General features: G+C 39.5%; 13 protein-coding genes. 11 read left to right on the plus strand and 2 right to left on the minus strand.

The annotated features are described in order from the left end of the window. Nucleotides 1-3 precede the first annotated feature (3 nt). The 7 genes from G9H65_RS07795 (at nucleotide 4) to G9H65_RS07825 (ending at nucleotide 11,111) form a co-directional block, all read left to right on the plus strand. Nucleotides 4-2,331: a PSD1 and planctomycete cytochrome C domain-containing protein gene (locus tag G9H65_RS07795; protein WP_166374770.1), complete on the plus strand. Its 2,328-nt coding sequence runs from the start codon at nucleotides 4-6 to the stop codon at nucleotides 2,329-2,331. A gap of 12 nt (nucleotides 2,332-2,343) precedes the next feature. Beyond that, entirely contained in the window at nucleotides 2,344-3,798 is a 1,455-nt protein-coding gene (locus G9H65_RS07800; protein ID WP_166374771.1) for a DUF1501 domain-containing protein, read from the plus strand. 5 nt (nucleotides 3,799-3,803) lie between these two features. Continuing rightward, complete coding sequence (locus G9H65_RS07805) at nucleotides 3,804-5,987, plus strand: c-type cytochrome domain-containing protein (protein WP_166374772.1); 2,184 nt, start codon at nucleotides 3,804-3,806, stop codon at nucleotides 5,985-5,987. Nucleotides 5,988-6,008: 21 nt separating this feature from the next. Further along, nucleotides 6,009-7,316, plus strand: a complete 1,308-nt coding sequence (locus tag G9H65_RS07810; RefSeq protein ID WP_166374773.1) for an aminotransferase class V-fold PLP-dependent enzyme — start codon at nucleotides 6,009-6,011, stop codon at nucleotides 7,314-7,316. 78 nt (nucleotides 7,317-7,394) lie between these two features. Further along, nucleotides 7,395-8,528: an acyltransferase family protein gene (locus G9H65_RS07815; protein WP_166374774.1), complete on the plus strand. Its 1,134-nt coding sequence runs from the start codon at nucleotides 7,395-7,397 to the stop codon at nucleotides 8,526-8,528. 149 nt (nucleotides 8,529-8,677) lie between these two features. Next, the gene (locus G9H65_RS07820; protein ID WP_166374775.1) at nucleotides 8,678-9,934 is read left to right on the plus strand and encodes a PQQ-dependent sugar dehydrogenase; all 1,257 of its coding nucleotides are present in this window, start codon (nucleotides 8,678-8,680) and stop codon (nucleotides 9,932-9,934) included. A 79-nt stretch (nucleotides 9,935-10,013) separates the two neighbouring features. Beyond that, nucleotides 10,014-11,111, plus strand: coding sequence for a YncE family protein (locus G9H65_RS07825; protein WP_166374776.1), 1,098 nt, complete (start codon nucleotides 10,014-10,016; stop codon nucleotides 11,109-11,111). On the opposite strand, the gene G9H65_RS07830 is transcribed toward G9H65_RS07825, so the two are convergent. Beyond that, nucleotides 11,108-13,819 (minus strand): AsmA family protein, encoded by a 2,712-nt coding sequence (locus G9H65_RS07830; RefSeq protein WP_166374777.1) that lies wholly within the window; start codon nucleotides 13,817-13,819, stop codon nucleotides 11,108-11,110. The two genes, G9H65_RS07825 and G9H65_RS07830, sit on opposite strands and share 4 nt — an antisense overlap. Nucleotides 13,820-13,956: 137 nt before the next feature. On the opposite strand from G9H65_RS07830, the gene G9H65_RS07835 reads away from it, so the two are divergent. The 4 genes from G9H65_RS07835 (at nucleotide 13,957) to G9H65_RS07850 (ending at nucleotide 17,959) form a co-directional block, all read left to right on the plus strand. Next, entirely contained in the window at nucleotides 13,957-14,784 is an 828-nt protein-coding gene (locus G9H65_RS07835; protein ID WP_166374778.1) for a M48 family metallopeptidase, read from the plus strand. Between the two features lie 94 nt (nucleotides 14,785-14,878). After that, nucleotides 14,879-15,610: a DUF3575 domain-containing protein gene (locus tag G9H65_RS07840; RefSeq protein WP_166374779.1), complete on the plus strand. Its 732-nt coding sequence runs from the start codon at nucleotides 14,879-14,881 to the stop codon at nucleotides 15,608-15,610. 91 nt (nucleotides 15,611-15,701) lie between these two features. Further along, complete coding sequence (locus G9H65_RS07845; RefSeq protein WP_235927478.1) at nucleotides 15,702-16,868, plus strand: exo-alpha-sialidase; 1,167 nt, start codon at nucleotides 15,702-15,704, stop codon at nucleotides 16,866-16,868. A 23-nt stretch (nucleotides 16,869-16,891) separates the two neighbouring features. Then, nucleotides 16,892-17,959: an alkaline phosphatase family protein gene (locus G9H65_RS07850; RefSeq protein WP_166374780.1), complete on the plus strand. Its 1,068-nt coding sequence runs from the start codon at nucleotides 16,892-16,894 to the stop codon at nucleotides 17,957-17,959. Between the two features lie 1,232 nt (nucleotides 17,960-19,191). On the opposite strand, the gene G9H65_RS07855 is transcribed toward G9H65_RS07850, so the two are convergent. Next, nucleotides 19,192-20,112, minus strand: coding sequence for a PorP/SprF family type IX secretion system membrane protein (locus G9H65_RS07855; protein ID WP_166374781.1), 921 nt, complete (start codon nucleotides 20,110-20,112; stop codon nucleotides 19,192-19,194). Between the last annotated feature and the right edge of the window lie 21 nt (nucleotides 20,113-20,133).

The following is a 20,133-nucleotide window of genomic DNA, read 5'->3' on the forward strand; positions in this document are numbered from 1 at the left end:
ATTATGAGAACCATGCGCCTAACATCCATTCGATTCACCCTTATTTTAGTAGCTTTTAGTATACTAGCTTATACCAGCTGGAGATGCACGAGCTCTCGGGCAGATGATACCGCAATGCCGGAAGTAGTGGATTATAACTACCACATTAGGCCTATTCTCTCTGACCGATGTTTTAAATGCCACGGGCCAGATGCCAATAAACGAGAAGCCAATTTGCGTTTAGATACACCTGAGGGAGCATATGCCGCATTTAAAGATAATGCCAAAGCCCATGCCATTGTACCTGGAAATCCAGAAGCATCTGAATTAATGGCTAGAATTACCGCCAAAGATACTTCACAGCGGATGCCTCCCATGAAATCCAATTTGACATTAAGTCCTCACGAAATTGAGCTCTTAGAAAAATGGATTGAGCAAGGTGCCAAATATAAACCACACTGGGCATTCATCGCGCCTAAAACACCCGAAATTCCCAAGGCAGATGCTGCTTGGGTACGAAACCCCATCGATCATTTTACCTATGCCAAAATGAAGGAGAAGGGGCTAAGTCCTAGTGAAGAAGCCGACAAAGAGCGTCTTTTAAAGCGCGTGTGTTTTGACCTAACTGGACTTCCTCCGAGTTTAGAAATGCAAGATCGCTTTTTGAAAGATACGAGTCCACGAGCCTATGAGAAGATTGTAGATGAACTTCTTGCCAACAAGCACTATGGAGAAAAAATGGCCACTTATTGGCTAGATGTAGCGCGTTATGCAGATTCTCACGGGTATCAAGATGATGGATTAAGGACTATGTGGCCTTGGCGGGATTGGGTCATTCATGCTTTTAATTCCAATTATTCCTATGCTAAATTTTTGACATGGCAATTAGCGGGCGACCTAATCCCACATGCCACCAAAGAAATGATGTTGGCCACAGGCTTTAATCGAAACCATAAAATCACACAGGAAGGTGGAGTGATAGATGAGGAATATCGAGTGGAATATGTCAATGACCGTACGAGTACTTTTGGTAAAGCATTTTTAGCGCTCACGTTTGAATGTTCCAAATGCCATGACCATAAATATGATCCTATTTCACAAAAGGATTATTACAGTACCTATGCTTTTTTTAATCAGGTTCCTGAAAAAGGACTTTTTGGCACCATTGATGCCTCTTTTGCCGATCCTCCCAATATTAAAATTACCAGTCAAGAGGTGTCATCTATTTTGAAATTTATCAATAAACGAGATACGGCAGCCGTAGAAGTGATGGTGATGAAGGACTCCAGTAATTGGCGACCAACCTATGTGCTTAATCGAGGAAATTACGATGCCCACGGTGAGCCTGTAGGAATAGGGATACCGAAAAGTATTTTACCTTTCTCTCCTCAAAAATATGGTAAGAATCGATTGGGATTGGCCAAATGGTTGGTTGATGATCAAAATCCACTGACATCTCGGGTATTTGTGAACCGAGTTTGGTTTCAGTTTTTTGGGAGAGGGATAGTTAAGACGTTGGGCGACTTTGGTATGCAAGGAGAATTACCTACCCACCCTGAATTATTGGATTGGCTAGCCGTTGATTTTAAGTCGCACCACTGGAATATCAAGCGTTTGGTCAAACAGATTGTCACCTCTGCCACTTACCGCCAATCTTCCAGCATTACATCAGCACATTTAAAAGTGGATCCTGATAATATTTACCTTTCTCATGCGCCACGTTTACGTATTCCAGCGGAAAATGTGCGTGACCATGTATTAGCTAGTGCCGATATTTTAAATCCTGAAATAGGTGGACCGAGCATTAAACCTTATCAACCTAAAGGGATATGGGAAGTGGCTTCTTCTGGTCGTGGATCTTTGATGACTTACATTCAAGATCATCAACAGGATTTATACCGCAGAGGTATGTATGTTTTTATCAAACGTACCGTGCCACCACCGTCCATGTTGATTTTTGATGCGAGTAATCGCGATCAATGTGAAGTGCAAAGAGGAAGGACTAATACTCCTTTGCAGGCCTTGGTGATGATGAATGATCCGCACGTTTCAGAAAGTTCCCGAGTCTTGGCAGAAAACATGGCTCAATTGAAGCTCCCTGTGGATGAAGTATTGAGTCAGGTATTTCGAAAAATAGTGTGCAGAACTCCGCAGGCCAAAGAACTGGCCATTTTGAAGAAATACTTGGAGGCCGAACAATTGGAATTTCAAAAAAAGCCTTCCAAAATCAAGCAATTGATGAAAGTGGGTGAATATCAAAAGAATCAGGCCTTGGCCAATCCATTTACGGCTGCTTTGATGCAAACGATTCAAATGATTTATAATATGGAAGAAACGTTAATGCGGGTGTAAACCTTTTCATCTATGGGAAACGAGTTTTTTAAAAATAGGCTGAATATCACCAGAAGGCATTTCTTCGGAAAAGCTGCTGCGGGAATTGGTGGCCTGGCATTAGGGTCATTGTTGATACCTAAAATTTGGAAGGGAGACGGAACGGATGTAGTATCTAGCCCTTTGGGATTAGCCCAATATGCCCCTAAGGCCAAGAGAATCATTTATTTATGCCAAAATGGGGCACCTTCCCAATATGAAACGTTTGATTATAAACCTTTATTAACCAAAATGATGGGTCAGGATTTACCTGAATCCATTCGGGGTGGTCAGCGCTTAACAGGCATGACGGCCAGCCAGACCAAATTCCCATTGATGGGTTCTTATTATAACTTCCGTCAGCATGGACAGTCGGGCGCCTATATCAGTGATTTGTTACCCAATATTGCCAAAATAGCGGATGATATTTGTATCGTTCGCACCATGAATACGGATGCCATTAACCACGACCCAGCTTTGACTTTTTTACAAACGGGTGCTCAAGTGGGCAATAGACCCAGTATGGGGGCTTGGATGAGCTATGGCTTAGGAAGTGAGAATAAAAATTTACCTGCTTTTTGTGTATTATTATCTAGAGGAAGAGGAAATGGCCAAGGGGTTTATTCCAAACTCTGGACCAATGGATTTTTGGATTCAACCCACCAAGGTGTGGTGTTTAGTTCCAGTGAAGACCCTATTTTATACTTAAATGATGCCGAGGGAATTGATAAACAGGATCGTCGGCGGATGTTGGACCATTTAGCAGAACTGAACCAATTGGGATTTGATGAAAGTGGTGATCCTGAAATTCAAGCGAAAGTCCAACAGTATGAAATGGCCTACCGCATGCAAACGGCGGTACCCGAATTGACTGATTTATCCAAAGAGCCAGATCACATCATTAAAATGTATGGTCCTGATTGTTTGGTACCGGGCACCTATGCCGCCAATGCTTTATTGGCCAGAAAATTGTCAGAATCCGGGGTTCGCTTCGTTCAATTGTATCATCAAGGTTGGGATTCACATGGAAATTTGCCGAATGAAATGGGTATGCAAGCACAAGATGTGGACCGTGCTTCGGCTGCTTTAATTACAGATTTAAAACAAAGAGGTCTTCTTGATGAAACGTTGGTGATTTGGGGAGGAGAGTTTGGTCGAACAAATTATTGTCAAGGTAATTTTACTCCAGATAATTATGGGCGTGATCATCATCCAAGAGCCTATAGTATTTTTATGGCAGGAGGAGGCACCAAGCCGGGCACTGTATATGGTGAAACAGATGAATTTGGCTACAATGTGGCCAAAGATCCTGTGAATATCCATGATTTTCATGCTACGGTTTTGCATTTAATGGGAATTAATCATGAACAATTAACCTATAAACATTTGGGGAGAAGGTATCGACTAACCGATGTTTCGGGTAATGTAATCCCAGGACTTTTGGCATAAATGGGATGAATAAAGAACAATTATCTTCTTGGTACAGCATCTTGTTGAGTGGCTTAATTTTTCTCCATGCCTTGTTGCTCTTTCTGCTTTTTTGGCAAGATCAAGTGAATTTACCTTGGGCTTTTCAGCTATTTGGTCGCTTTCATCCTTTGATTTTACATTTACCGATTGGCTTAGGAGTTTTGCTTCCATTCGTGCATCTTTTGCGGAGGCCATTGGGAGAACATGCCTTTTATCTTTCATTTCGCTTTGTACTCTATTTAACAGCCCTCAGTGCTGCCATTACGGCCTTGTTTGGTTTCTTTTTGTCGCAGGAATCCGGATTTGAACCTGAATTACTTGTCTTTCATCAATGGGCAGGCTTAGCCGTGGCTTGGATGTATTTACTCTTATTAATCTTGTTTGATCGATTATTGGTCAATCCATTTCAGGCATTTATTGGCTCTATGGTGGGTGTGCTACTCCTTAGTTTGGCAGGTCATGGTGGAGCCAATATCACGCATGGTGAAAATTATTTGATGGAATTTTGGCAGCCAGAAAAGGAAGTTAAGGCTCCCACAGAGGAATCTGTTTTATTTGAAGGAGCTATTCAGCCCATATTGGAGAAAAAATGTGTTTCCTGTCACAATGATCAAAAAACGAAAGGCCAACTCAATATGAGCTCTGTAGCCAAGATGCTACAAGGCGGTAAGCATGGCGATCTTTGGAAAGCAGGAGATGTGTCAAAGAGTTTATTTTTACAACGCGCGCATTTGCCTTTGGAACATAAAGAACACATGCCACCTAAGGGGAAAAACCAATTGACTCCTGATGAGATTTTACTTCTAGAAGCTTGGGTGAAAGAGGGTGCCTCTTTGGATAAAAAGATCAAAGCTTACCCGCCAGCCCTACAAATAAGTAAACTTGTTGCTCGTTTATTTGCGATACCCGCCAGCATCGAAATTCCCAAAAGAGAATATCCCTTTTCTGCCGCCAGTGAATCTGATTTGCAAGCTGTGAATAGCCCGTTTTGCTCGGTTTATCCCATGTCCAGTGATGCGCCAGCCTTACAAGCAGATTTTTATGTGGCCAAACGATTTGAACTGAAAACTTTGGAGAATTTAAGCAAAGTGGCTGATCAGTTGGTTGGAATTAATCTAGCCAAAATGCCTATCAAAGACGAAAATCTATCACTTTTGGCTCAATTTCCTAATCTAGAAAAGTTGAATTTGAATTTTACAGAAATATCAGGAGCCAATTTGAAAGCATTGATGTCCAACAAGAAATTAGTGTCTTTATCGCTTTCAGGAACTAAAATTACAGCCAATCAATTGCAGCCGCTGATTGTTCAATTGCCACTTCTCAAGGAAGTTTTCATTTGGAATACAGGCATAGCATCAGAACAAATAGCCAGTTGGAAAAAGACCTTCCCTAAGATTCGTTGGGAGGAGGGATTTGTTCCCTCGGATGAAAAATTGATGATTAATCCGCCCATTTTGGTGAATGAGAATTTCTTTTTGGGACCGCAAGACAAGGTAGTTTTTAAACACACCATCCAAGGTACGAGCATTCATTATACGTTGGATAAAGAAAAAGAACCAGATTCCTTGGGGACTTTAATTACCCAAGGACCCATTGATATTCCTGCATTTACGGTAGTGAAAGCTTTGGCCACCAAACCTGGTTGGTTAGCCAGTAAAGTGGTGAAAAATACCTTTTATAAGTATCATTTTGTGCCAGATTCGGTTTACTTGTTGACTCAAGCGGAGGCCAAATGGCAGGCAAAAGGAGCGTCTACGCTCAAAGACCTGATACAAGGCAAGCGCGATACTCGTGGATTGGCAAATGATACGTGGATTGGATTTCAACAGCAAGATGCCGATGCTTTGTTTGAGTTTAAACAAGCTAAGGCCGTGAAAGGTATGACGGTGAGTTATTTGAGAAAGCAGGATTCCAATATTTTTCCACCTTTGGAAATAGAAATTTGGGTGGGTAATTCAGCTAAAACCTTGAAGAAAGTTGCCTCCGTGAAACCCGAACAGCCCGCAGAGAATGGAGGATATTCCCCACAAGCTATCAATATTCCTTTACCTTCAGGGAATTTTACTCATTACCGTATGCTAGCCAAACGTATTAAGCGTTTCCCTGCCTACGTCAAAGACAAAGCCAATCCTGCCATCATAAAGCTGGATGAGGTGTTGTTTTATTAAATTGCTTTAAAACCTAAACCTATGACTAACCGAAGAAAATTTGTACAATCCTTAGGCCTGATGAGCAGTGCCTTTTCTGCTTCTAGTTTATTCCAACAAAATCATGCGGCTGATTTTAAACGCATTTTGGAAGCTAAGCAGCATATATCTCCTGCCTTATTAGCAGAAGACGAGGATTTTTGGGCCTTTGTACAGCAAGGATATACCACCAGTCCCAACATCATCAATTTAAATAATGGAGGTGTGAGTCCTAGTCCACGTATTGTTCAAGAAGCCGTAGAACGCTACAATAAATTATCCAATGAAGGGCCTTCTTATTTCATGTGGCGGGTTTTGGATCAAGGTCGTGAGCCTTTGCGGGAGAAATTAGCTGAATTGGCGGGTTGTGACAAGGAGGAAATTGCCATCAATCGCAATGCCACCGAGGCTTTAAATACCGTCATTTTTGGATTGGATTTTAAAGCGGGAGATGAGATTATCGGGACCAAGCAAGATTACCCGAATATGATCAATGCCTGGCGACAAAGGGCGCAACGCGATGGGATTGTGTATACTCAATTGAGCTTTGATTTTCCTATTGAAAATGATGCCCAGATTGTGGATGCATTTGAAAAGGCTATCACTCCCAAGACGAAATTATTGCATGTGACGCATATCATCAACTGGGTGGGTCAAATCATGCCTGTAGCTAAAATCTGTACAATGGCAAAAAAACATGGAATAGAAGTAATCGTGGATGGGGCTCATACCTTTGGATTACTCGATTTTAAAATTCCAGATTTGGGATGTGATTATTTTGGAACCTCCTTGCATAAGTTTTTATCAGCGCCTATTGGTTCAGGTATGCTGTGGATTAAAAAGGATAAAATAGAGAAAGTTTGGCCTTTAGTATGTAATGATAAACCCCGAGGAACGGATATTCGTAAATTTGAAACTTTGGGAACGAGAAGCTTTCCTATTGAACAGGGCATAGGAGAGGCCATTAATTTCCACAATGCGATTGGTTCCAAAAGGAAAGAAGAGCGTATTCGTTATTTGAAAAACTACTGGACTACGCAAGTAAAAGATGTGCCAGGAGTAAAGATTCATACTTCTTTTAAATCGGCATATTCTTGTGCCATAGCAGGAGTGAGTATTGATGGTATGACCATCGCTGAATTAGACAGTGCTTTATTTACTAAATATAAAATCCATACAGTGGGTATAGTTTGGGAAAACATTTCATGCGTCCGCGTAACTCCGCATGTTTATACTCGATTGAAGGATTTGGATAAAATGGTACATGCTATTAAAGAATTGGCCGCCCAAGCTAAAGCGAAAAAATTGTAATTAAATTGGCCTAAATGGGCCACCAATAGGCTTAATGTAGCCAATTTATATACCTTTGTGAAATTCTAAACCTATCATATGTCGACCTTACCTAATTTAGATCAAAGCAGTTTAAGCTCCAATCGCCTGTATTCATTAGATGCCTTACGAGGTTTCGATATGTTTTGGATCATGGGCGCTGATGAAGTTTTTCATACCATGTTTAAGGCTACAGATTCACCCATTTGGGGATTCTTTGCGCATCAGTTCTCGCATCCTGAGTGGCATGGCTTCCGATTTTATGATTTAATTTTTCCACTTTTCTTATTCATGGCGGGGGTAGCTACTCCTTTCTCTTTGGGTAAAGAAATAGAAAAAGGTAAAAACAGGGAACAGCTATTGTTGAAAGTTATCAAACGGGGTTTAATTTTGGCTGCCTTGGGTGTGGTCTATAATAATGGCTTGGAAATTAAACCCATTGAGGAAATTCGTTTTGGAAGTGTGTTGGCTCGAATTGGTTTAGGCTATATGTTTGCCAACATCATTTATTTATATACCAAAAAACCGATGTTTCAAGCCATTTGGTTTGGAGGGATTTTGATGTTTTACTATTTGTTATTGAAGTTTAATGCGGCTCCTGGTTTTCCTGCGGGAGATCTAAGTCAAGAAGGAAATTTTGCATCTTACATGGACCGCCTAATTATGCCAGGTCGTTTGTATAAAGGAAATCATGATCCTGAAGGCTTGACCTCGACCATTCCTGCCATTTCCACCGGTTTGTTGGGAATTTTAACAGGTAATTATTTGAAAAATGACCCAAGCGATGGTACTCAAAAGACGAAACGCATGGCGATGTTCGGTGCTTTATTCATCGTGTTGGCTTTGGTTTGGAATATCGATTTCCCCATCAATAAAAATCTATGGTCAAGCTCCTTTGTTTTGATGGTAGGAGGTATAAGCTTATTATTGTTGTCTTTATTTTATTACATCATTGACGTAAAAGGCTATCAAAAATGGTCATTTTTCTTCCGAATCATTGGAATGAACTCCATCTTGATTTATATGTCAGGGGTATTTATTAACTGGGAATACAGTACGGATAGTATTTTTCATTGGTTAGGTCAATTGTTGGGAAATCCATACAATGCAGTAGCTATGGCCATTTGTTATACAGGAGTTAAGTGGTACTTCTTGTATTTTATGTACCAGAAAAAAGTATTCCTACGAGTGTAATGTAGAATTAGGATTGTAGAATGTAGAATGAAAAATGAAGCATGTAAAAATAAATGTATATACGTATAGTTGCAGGTAGGAATTTTAGCTGATTTCTGTAAATTGAATAGCATACGAAACAAATAAATCATTTTCCCTCGAAGATTACCATGAAAAGAGTTAAAACAAGTATAAGTCAATTTACCTTGGCAATGTTGGCACTAGGTATATTCATGTCCAATAAACCAGCGGCTAAATTGCCTGTGGAAGCGTGGGAAATCAAGGTTCCTGCGGGATTTAGTACCAAAATTGTAGCAACTGGTTTGGGAGCTACTCGTCATTTAACGGTGGCTAACAATGGAGATATTTATGCTAAATTATCCAAGTTTAAGGATGGTAAAGGCATTGTTCATTTGAGGGATACCAATAAGGATGGTGTAGCTGATGAAACAAATTATTTCGGAGATTTTGTGGGTACAGGTATCCAAATTCATAACGGATTTTTATATGCGTCTTCCAATACAGGGGTTAATCGTTTTAAAATGAACGAAAAATCAGAAGTTGTAGATAAAGCGCATTATGAAAATTTAGTAAGTGGCTTGATTGACAAAGGCCGTGATAATGCTAAGCCCTTTGTGTTTGACAAACAATCCAATTTGTATGTAACTATTGGTTCTTGGAATGATGCATGTCGTGTGCCGGGCACTGGTCAAGGTATGGTTCCATGTTCCGTTTTGGATTCGGCAGGAGGTATTTGGAAGTTTAAGGCAGATCAATTAGGTCAAAAGTTTCAAGATGGTAAACGCTATATTACTGGGTTGAAAAATGCCGTCGGTATTACTTGGAATACCAAGACCAATACACTTTTTGCTACATCACATGGACGAGGATTCTTCCATGATTTTTATCCACAATACTATACCCCAAAGCAAAGTGCTGAGATTCCCGCTGAATGTTTATATGAAATTCACGAAGGGGATGATGGAGGCTGGCCTATCATTTATTATGATCAATTTCAAAATAAGAAAATCTTAGCTCCGGAATATGGTGGAGATGGAAAGAAAACGGCAGGAGAAAAGGCGATTAATCCGAAAGTAGCTTTTCCTGCGCACTTAGGCCCCAATGATGTCTTATTTTATACAGGAAATCAATTTCCTTCCAAATACAAAAACGGAGCATTTGTAGCCTTTCACGGACAAAATTCAGAATTGAAAAAGGGTTATTTTGTAGCTTTTGTGCCGTTTGTGAATAACAAACCATCGGGTAAATGGGAGATCTTTGCGGATAATTTTTCGGGAATTGATTTGGCTAAACCAACGGGCCCAGTTCAACATCGTCCTTGCGGATTAGCTCAAGGACCAGATGGTTCCTTGTATGTAGCGGATGATTTGGGAGGAACGATTTTCAAAATCAGTTACAAAAAATAACAGCATCATGATTTAATTTTGAATGAAAATGAGATGAACATACCATGGTTCATCTCATTTTTTTTAAAACCTAGCAGTTATGAAAACCATGCGATGTATACTTCTATTAATGTTAAGCCTCTTACTGGGTTTTTCTTCGGATGCGCAAAACAAAACGAAGCGTTATCTCTATGTAGCTGCTCCTGGAATCAGAGATTACCTAGGATATGGTGGCCATGGAATATTGGTTTTTGACATCAATAATAAGCATCGATTCGTAAAGCGAATTAAAACCCAAGGATTCCACCCGAATGGAAAGCCATCCAATGTGAAGGGGATTGCGGTAAGTATACCTTTAAACAGCATTTACATCAGTACCTTGGAGTCCTTGCAGCGTATTGATTTAAGTAGCGAAAAAGTTATTTGGGAAATACCTTTTGCTGGAGGTTGTGATCGCATGTCGATTTCTCCCGATGGTAAAACCATGTATCTGCCATCCTTAGAAAAGGATTTTTGGAATGTTGTTAATTGCGAAACGGGCGCCATCATTCAGACCTTGAAAGGTTTTAAAAGAGCTCATAATACCTTATATGGTTTGTCGGGGAAATACGTTTATTTGGCCGATATTGGTAATCCCTGGTTGTATCAGGTGGATGCACAAAATCATACATTGGTACAGAAAATAGGTCCATTCCGTAATTTTGTTCGCCCTTTTACGGTTAATGGCAAGGAAAATATGGGTTTAGTAACTGTGGATAGTCTTTTGGGCTTCGAAGTTGGGGATTTAAAAACGGGTAAGAAATTGGCCAGTATAGTGGTCGAAGGATGGAACAAAGGCCCTGTTCGTAGACACGGAAATCCAAGTCATGGTATCGCATATAGTCCTGATGAAAAGGAAATTTGGCTTTGCGATGGTTTTAATATGCGTTTGCATGTATTTCAAGGGAAAGCACCTTATCAACAGTTGACAAGTATTCCATTGAAAGATATGCCCGGTTGGATTAGTTTCTCTTTGGATGGGAAATATGCTTATCCATCCAGTGGGGAAGTAATTGACCCAATGACTAGAAAAGTATTGTATCACTTAGAAGATGAGCAGCACAATTATGTTTCCAGCGAAAAATTAGTAGAAATAGAATTTCAAGGAACTAAAGCCATACGTGCCAGTGACCAATTTGGCAATGGAAAGGCTCATTAGTTTTGACGAGCCTTTTCTATCAATTCTTGGGCCTTTTTATCGGCCTCTTCCAATAAGGCATCCGCTTTACGGTCAGCTTCTTTTTTGAGTCGTTCCGCTATCTTTTGGGCAGCTATTTTCGCAAATGGGTTCTTGGCTTCTTCCACTAATCGGTCGGCATTGGCGTAAGCTTCTTGTCGCAATTTTTGGGAGAGCATTTCGGCTTCTTTTTTCATCGATTCTGCCTTGGCTTTAGCTTCATCCAATTGCTTATTTATCTGCTGTTTTGCTTCTTGTTTCACCAATTCTTTGGCTTGAGTCGTCACTGAACTGTTCGAGTTGCCTTGCGCATTGATGACATTGACCTTAAATTGAGGCTTTTGAACGGTACCACTGACCTTTATTTGCATTTTTAAGGCTTGTTGGATTTTCTCCAAATTAAGGTTGGGATTTAATTTGGCTAATTGTTGATTCAAACTAGCCGCCACGTCCGATTGTAGCGTTTTTGCTGGGATGTCCGTTAGGATGTTGTATTCCAAACTTTGGTCTAAACCATTGGAGCCGTTGACTTGAAATTTGGTCAAATTCGTTTGAACTTCAAAGGGTTTGAATTGTAGCCTACCTTGCTTTATTTGAAAATTGAGGTGTGTTGGTTTTAGGGCTAGATTTTTTAATTGATCCCATTGGGTTAAGCTGACCAATTGATTAAAGCTAGTGGAATTTTTTAGATTAAAATCGATCAAATCCATATTTCCCTGGGCGTTGGTGCTCATGATATTGGGGGATAAATCGGGATTTAATTCTCCAGAATAGGTAAAGTCAACATTTACTTTACCTTGGGCAGCAGCGGCAATTGGCGCCAATTTTTGTACCAAGCTAAAGTATTTATGAGCTTCTTGAATGTTTAAATCTTGGATATTGAAAGCCCAATTAACCGAAGCGTTTTGATGATCTTTTTTGCTAAAAGTTCCGGTTGATTTCCAAGAAGCATTGGCCAATTGAAAGGATAGATCATCCATCGAAATGACTTGATCAGCCAGGTGGATTTCCCCTTTTGCTTGACTAATGACCAAATCTTTGAAAAGTAGCTTACCGATGCTGGATTGAAAGGTGAAATCGATGTTTTTGGGGATTTGCAGATCCGCTGAAGAAGCCGTAGATGCCGAAGTGCTATTTTGGCTCTTCATCCACGGATTTAAATCCACTAAAGGAGATTCCAGAGTTAAATTCCCAGTAATTTTATCATTTTTCAAGAAGTATAAGACATAATTTTGCAAACTACCGCTAGCTACGAATTCGGTATTGGCGACATTGCCTTCCAGTGTACTGATAATCAATGATTTAGGGTTTATCGTAGCAGCCGCATTCTTGATGTTGATTTTTTGCTGCGTTTCGCTATTACTGTATTGAATTTGGCGGGCATTAAAATATCCATTTGCTTTGCCTTTTGCTTGTTTAAAATCCTGCACATAACCATCTAGCTGTACATCACTTTGTAAGGTACCGCTCATTTGCGTGTTTTTTTGAGGGATAATTTTAGCAATTTCACCTAAGTTCAAAACTCCTTTCAGACCAGCTTTGAGGTAGGGGTTTGAAAGGGGTGTTTTTAAGAACAAATTCGCTTGTATAGGCAGATTGTTCATGTATAATTGGAATTTTTTTAAGTTGATTATGGTATGGTCAGGAACACCATCTGGATTATCTATTTGCAGATCCAGCTCCATTTGTTTAACACCTACGGGAACCTTAGCATAACTAAATGCCCCATTTGAGATACGTACATCCATTCCAAAGCCAGGCATCGAGCGACCGTTCATTTTACCTTTGGCATAACCCGATAGCGCAAAATCACCTGACGATTGAAGTTCTTGGAAGGAGTTTTGGTATAAAAGAGGAACAAGAGATAGGAAATCTTTTAGGGGAGATTTTAGGGCATGAAATTTGATGTCCATATCGATGGAAGTATCGGGCATGGCCACCCAGACATCAAAATGGATGGGTAATTCATTTAGGTATAAATCATTGTTTTTAAAAGCAAATTCCATTTTGGCAAAATTCATCTCAATCGGAGCTTCTAGTTTACCTTTTACTTCAGATAGGTAGGTTTTACCCAGAAACTCAAAACTTAGCTTTTCAACTTCAGTACTCGTGTTTAAGGTGAAAATATCCTTTGAAAAATCACCCGAACCTTCGTGATTTAATTGAACTAATTGGGTAGAAAATCCCCTCATTTGGTCAATGTAATTGATTTTTGAATCAATTAATTGATAATGATTCAGGGAAATGCGCATGTTTTGATCGGTTTTTTCTTTGGGGGAATCGGAAGGAGGAGCTTGATAAATATCCCAGTTCATTAGACCAGAAGGAAGAATGATTAAGTTGAATTGCGCCTGTTCCAGGATCACTTCTTGAATCTCGATGTTCTTATCCAATAAATAGGCCAAGGGAGCTATTTGAATCGTTAGCTTAGGTATCTGAGCAAGGGTATCGTTCTTAAACTCATTTTTACCTATGATGCTGCTGTTTTCAACTTCTATGCTTAATCTGGGAAAATGACGCAAAAGGCTGATAGAAGCATCTTCAAATTGGAATTTGGCTTTAAGTTTTTCATTCGCCGTTTTTGTAATCAGATCCTTGATTTCATTTTTATACATCATGGATATTCCCATCGCAGCGAAGATGAATAATAGGATGATACCTAAGAAAGAATAAAGGACTTTTTTTAACATGGGAGAAATGCTTGTGGCGGTTAAAACTATTTTACTGGAATTTGGCTTAGCGAATGATTTAATTGGGTAAATCAGCTAGCATAGCTTAAATTTACGATTATTTTCTCAGTGGAAACCAACTCAATTATTTGATTTATATGAAACGATCTATTCAAGTATACGGTATAAGTAGCCTAATGATTCTTTTCGGTGCTTTGTTTGTTATTTCTTGTGCACAAAATGCTTTGACAGGAAAAAGTCAATTATCTCTAGTATCTGAGCAAGAAATCCAAGCACTTTCCTTGACACAATACCAAGATTTTTTAAAGACGAGTACGGTTATTTCACCAGCCAAAGATGCCCAAGCGCAAATGGTTCAACGCGTAGGAAAGAAAATCACGGCCTCTGTGGAGAAGTATTTTGCTGAAAAAAACAACAAAGAGTTTTTGAAGGGTTATCAGTGGGAATACAATTTGGTTAAAAATGATACCACCATCAATGCTTGGTGTATGCCGGGTGGGAAAATCGTTGTTTATACTGGAATTTTGCCAGTGACTAAAAATGAAACGGCCTTGGCTTTTGTGATGGGACATGAAGTATCACATGCTTTATTGCAGCATGGAAACAAGCGAATGAGTGAATCGATGATTCAGGAATTAGGTGGCACTGTTTTGTCAGCGGCTATTTCTAGTAAGCCGAAAGAAACGCAAGATTTATTTATGCGAGCTTATGGCATTGGTACATCGGTAGGAATTATGTTGCCATTTTCGCGTGAACAAGAATTGGAAGCAGATAAATTTGGTTTAATGTGGGCTGCCAAATCAGGATACGACCCTTCAGAAGCTTCGGCATTTTGGGAGCGTATGCAAAAATCAAAATCAGGACAGGCTCCTCCTGAGTTTTTAAGTACCCACCCTTCCGATGCCACTCGAATTCAGAAAATTAAAGAATACCTGCCAGAAGCGCTTAAATATTATAAAAAGTAACCCATTTAAGATCAGCGATCTATGGGATTCGAGTATTTATTCAAGTAAATTCATGGCCAATGGCCTTCCTTGTGCTTACTTACAATCAACCAACATGAAAAAAATTGCTTTTGTTTTATTATTGCTACCAAGCATATTGTGGGCACAAAAAACATCCAAGAATAGTATTAAAATAAATTTGAGTTCTTTATTACTAAGGAACTATAATTTCACTTATGAACGTAGCATAAGCAAGCACATGTCATTTTCACTTGGATTTAGAACCATGCCTTATGGGGAGGTGCCTATGGAAGGGACGATTACTGAGCAAATTGATGATAAATCGATCAATTTATCCCGAATGAAATTAGGGAATATTGCGATTACTCCTGAAATCAGGTACTATTTTAGTAGTAAGGGAAATCAAGGGTTTTATGCGGCACCTTACGCAAGGTATTTAGTATATGATCTAACGGCACCTATCACAGTTGAGGATAAAACGAGTGGTCAATTAGTACAAGTAGATCGGGATTTCAAAGGGAAAATAACATCCATGAATGGTGGTTTGATGTTCGGAATTCAATATCCTATTTGGAAGAATCGCATGGTGTTTGATTTTTGGATTGTTGGAGCTCATTTTGGAACTAGCACGGGAATATTAACGGCCGAATTTAATCCGGCATTAAGTACGGATGAGCAAGCCATATTACAGAGAGAAGTGGATAATTTGGATACTTCACCATTTAAATCTGTGGGTAAAGTGACGGCAAATAGGGCTCAAATTAATACAGAGGGTCCATGGTTTGGAGTGAGAGGATTGGGGATAAATTTGGGCTTTAAGTTTTAAAAATAGCTGGAGTTTTATGTTTTCTTAATCTTGGGTATATCCATTATTACCGATTTTATCTTACATTTAACGTGTAACCTATTTAATCAACATGAAACTTCCCAGTTTGGGAGCAGGCTTCTTTGTCTGCTTGTGCTTTATTTTTAGTTCCCTCACTGCCCAAGTTCCCGGTGTTATCGTAGCACATAGTCCAGCTTCCAGCGGTCAGTACATTGGTTCTCCCAGTATTTGTATTTTATCAAATGGCGATTATTTAGCCTCACACGATTTTTTTGGACCCAAATCTACGGAACATAGCTCTGCGGTTTCTAGGGTATATGTATCCAAAAATAAAGGTAAATCTTGGGTTCAAATTAGCCAGATTCAAGGCCAATTTTGGTCTAAGTTGTTTGAGTTTAGAGGCAAACTTTACATCATGGGCACCAATAAGCACCATGGGAATACCATTATTCGTAATTCTACTGATGGTGGCTATACTTGGTCGGAACCCGTAGATGCACAACATGGACTTTTATTAGAAGGAGAATACCATTGCGCACCCATGCCTTTCTTAGAGCATGATGGGCGTTTATGGAGGGCCATGGAGGATGCGATGGGAACTGTGAAAAAATGGGGAAAAAGGTATGGAACATTTATGATGTCCATGCCATTGGATGCAGATCCTATGTTGGCGGCCAGTTGGACAAAGACGAATGTTCTACGTTATGATTCGACCTATTTGGACAACCATTTTGGAGCATGGATTGAAGGAAATGCGGTATTAGATCCCATGGGACAAGTTTGGAATATCTTGAGGGTAGATAATAAATCGACGATGGATGAGTTTGCCGCTATGGTAAAGATTAGTGCCGACGGCAAAGAGTCTAGTTTTGATCAAAAAAATGGCTTTATTCGTTTTCCTGGTGGCGCCAAAAAATTCACCATTCGTTATGATCCCCTTTCTAAACGATATTGGACTATTTCTAATGTGATATCCGACTCCACCAAAGTGAAGCATCAAGGTAAAAACCCTGCTTCCTTTAGAAATACTTTGGCCTTATGTTTTTCCTATGATTTGAAAAATTGGGAAGTTAAAATGGTGATTTTTGAGCATCCTGATGAAATCAAGCATGGTTTCCAATATGTGGACTGGCAATTTCAAGGTAAACATATGGTATTGGCTTGCAGAACGGCCTATGACGATGCTGAAGGAGGAGCGCATAATAACCATGATGCGAATTACTTGACTTTTTATCGAATCAAACGTTTTAGAAAATAATTCACCTATTTATTATCATATTTATGAAACAAATTGTTTGCTTGGTTTTTGTTTTATTAGCTCAAACCTCGTTTATTTTAGCTCAAAAAGCACCTGAGAATCGGGTGATTGTCATTACGACAGATGGACTACGTTGGCAGGATGTGTTTAAAGGTATGGATACGACTTTGGCGAAGAACAAGGCATATCATCATGGAGATAGTTTAGCTATTTTTACGAAGTTTTGGGACCATGATTTAGCTACTCGAAGAAAGAAATTGATGCCCTTTTTGTGGGGTGAATTAGCTCAGAAAGGGCAAATTCATGGTAATAGAGCCTTGGGAAATCGGGTAGATGTGGCTAATCCACATTGGTTTTCCTATCCTGGATATAGTGAGTTACTGACTGGTCAAGTGGATACAGCGGTGAATTCCAATGAGTATAAACCTAATCCCAATACCAATTTTTTTGAGTATTTAAATCAATTGCCAGCCTATAAAAATCAAGTAGTTGCTTTTGGTGCTTGGGATGCCTTTGATCGGATTTTAAATGAAAAGAGGGCTGGTTTTCCTGTGATTAATGGATATGATGTATATCCCAACTTGCATCAGGATCCTCAAATGAAATTGATTTCTGATATGTTGAGTCAATCGTTTCGAGTATTTGGAGATGTGGAAAGTCAAGATGTATTCATTCATTTTCAGGCTATGCAGTATTTGAAGACGAAAAAGCCTAAAGCCATGTATATTTCTTATGGTGAAACGGATGAGTTTGCTCATGAAGGGGCCTATCAGCATTATTTACAGGCAGTTCATCATTTTGATACTTGGTTAAAGGAAATATGGGATTTTGTTCAAACAGATCCATTATATAAAGGTAAAACGACGATCTTAATTACGACGGATCATGGTAGGGGAGACATTATCAAAGATCAATGGAAGTCGCACGGTAAAAAAGTACAAGATTCACATGAGATATGGTTTGCTATATTAGGAGCGGGTGTGGAGCCTGTGGGAGAAGTGAATCAGGTGGCTCAAATTTATCAAAAGGACTTAATTCATAGGTTAGCAGAAAAGCTACATATAAGCTTCAAAAGCGAGCGTAAAGAGTAAGGAAATTTGGATAACGTTGAAGGAAATATAGCAGCACAGGGTTTAAACCCTGTGCTATTCTGTTTTAGGATTATTGTAGAGTTTGCCTCAGGTGTAATATAGCACTGGGTTTAAACCCAGTGCTGTTTTGTTTCAGGATTTTGTAGAGTTTGCCTCAGGTGTAATATGGCCCAGGGTTTAAACCCAGTGCTATTCTGTTTCAGGATTTTGTAGAGTTTACCTCAGGTGTAATATAGCCCAGGGTTTAAACCCAGTGCTGTTTGTTTTAGGATTTTGTAGAGTTTGCCTCAGGTGTAATATAGCACAGGGTTTAAACCCTGTACTGTCCCGTTTAAGGATTATTATAGAGTTTACCTCAGGTGTAATATAGCACTGGGTTTAAACCCAGTGCTATTCTGTTTCAGGATTTTGTAGAGTTTACGGCAGGTGTAATATAGCACTGGGTTTAAACCCAGTGCTGTTTTGTTTCAGGATTTTGTAGAGTTTGCCTCAGGTGTAATATAGCACTGGGTTTAAACCCAGTGCTGTTTTGTTTCAGGATTATTATAGAGTTTACCTCAGGTGTAATATGGCCCAGGGTTTAAACCCTGGGCTGTCCCGTTTTAGGATTATTATAGAGTTTGCCTCAGGTGTAATATAGCCCAGGGTTTAAACCCTGGGCTATTCTGTTTTAGGATTTTGTAGAGTTTGCCTCAGGTGTAATATGGCCCAGGGTTTAAACCCTGGGCTGTTTTGTTTTAGGATTTTTGTAGAGTTTACGGCAGGTGTAATATAGCACTGGGTTTAAACCCAGTGCTGTTTTGTTTCAGGATTTTGTAGAGTTTGCCTCAGGTGTAATATGGCCCAGGGTTTAAACCCTGGGCTGTTTCATTTTAGGATTTTTGTAGAGTTTGCCTCAGGTGTAATATAGCCCAGGGTTTAAACCCTGGGCTGTCCCGTTTAAGGATTATTAAAGAGTTAGCCTCAGGTGTAATATAGTACAGGGTTTAAACCCTGGGCTGTCCTGTTTAAGGATTATTATAGAGTTTGCCTCAGGTGTAATATAGCCCAGGGTTTAAACCCTGGGCTGTCCCATTTAAGGATTATTGTAGAGTTTACCTCAGGTGTAATATAGCACTGGGTTTAAACCCAGTGCTATTCTGTTTCAGGATTTTTGTATAGTTTACCTCAGGTATATAAAAAGGCCCAGGGTTTAAACCCTGGGCCTTTTTATGTTAGTTGATTAAGTATTCTTATGGTTTCACGTCAGAATCGCTAGCTGGAGCTACTACTGCTTTTTTAAAGAATGAGAATCTCAAAGCGATTTCGTGTGTTTGTGTACTTACTTTACTGATATTTGAAATAGGTAACTCGTATACATAACCTAAATAGATTTTTTTGGAGGCTTGCATCCCAAGACGTAAACCGTAGCTATCTTTATTACGGTAACTTAAACCAATGTCTAATTTTTCCTTAATTTGAACGTTCAAATTGATGTCCCAGCTCAATGGCACATCTGCTGCTAATCGCACTAATGTACTCGGGTATAAATTGATATTATTACCCATTTTGATTTTTGTACCTACCATGGTGTAGAAATAATCTACGTCTTTGTAAGCTCCACTAGCTGAACCGAAATCGTATTTGAATACACGAGGCTGCGAAATACTAACAAATAAACCATCTCCTTTACTGAAACGTAAACCCCAACCTGTATTAAACTTAAGGCCAGTAGAAATATCTTGAGCAAAAAGCGCATCATTTGGATTAACTAAGCGAATGGAAGACCAATTTAATGCCAAATTTGAAAATCCTCCACGGATACCACCTGACATTTTCCATTTGTCATTTAAAGAGACGTGGTATGCGAAATCTGCACCGATGTTGGTTGTTTTCACTGGACCAGCCTGATCCACCATGGCGATGAAACCTAATCCCTTTTTTTCTCCCCATTTAATATTCGCAGTAGCAGCGATTGTCTTTGGAGCTCCTTCAATTCCAATCCATTGTTGTCTGTTGATGAATACCACTTCAGAGTTCTCTGTAGAACCAGAATGTGCAGGAGTAATGATTTGTGGATTGAAACGGTACAAATTGTACATACTTTCAATTTGTGCCTGTGATGAATAACTCCATGAAAGCAAAATACCCAAAAGGAGGTAAGTAAGGGCCAAGCGGCCCCAACTTTGCCTTTT

It is taken from the genome of Aquirufa ecclesiirivi (assembly GCF_011250515.1).
GTDB lineage: Bacteria > Bacteroidota > Bacteroidia > Cytophagales > Spirosomataceae > Aquirufa > Aquirufa ecclesiirivi.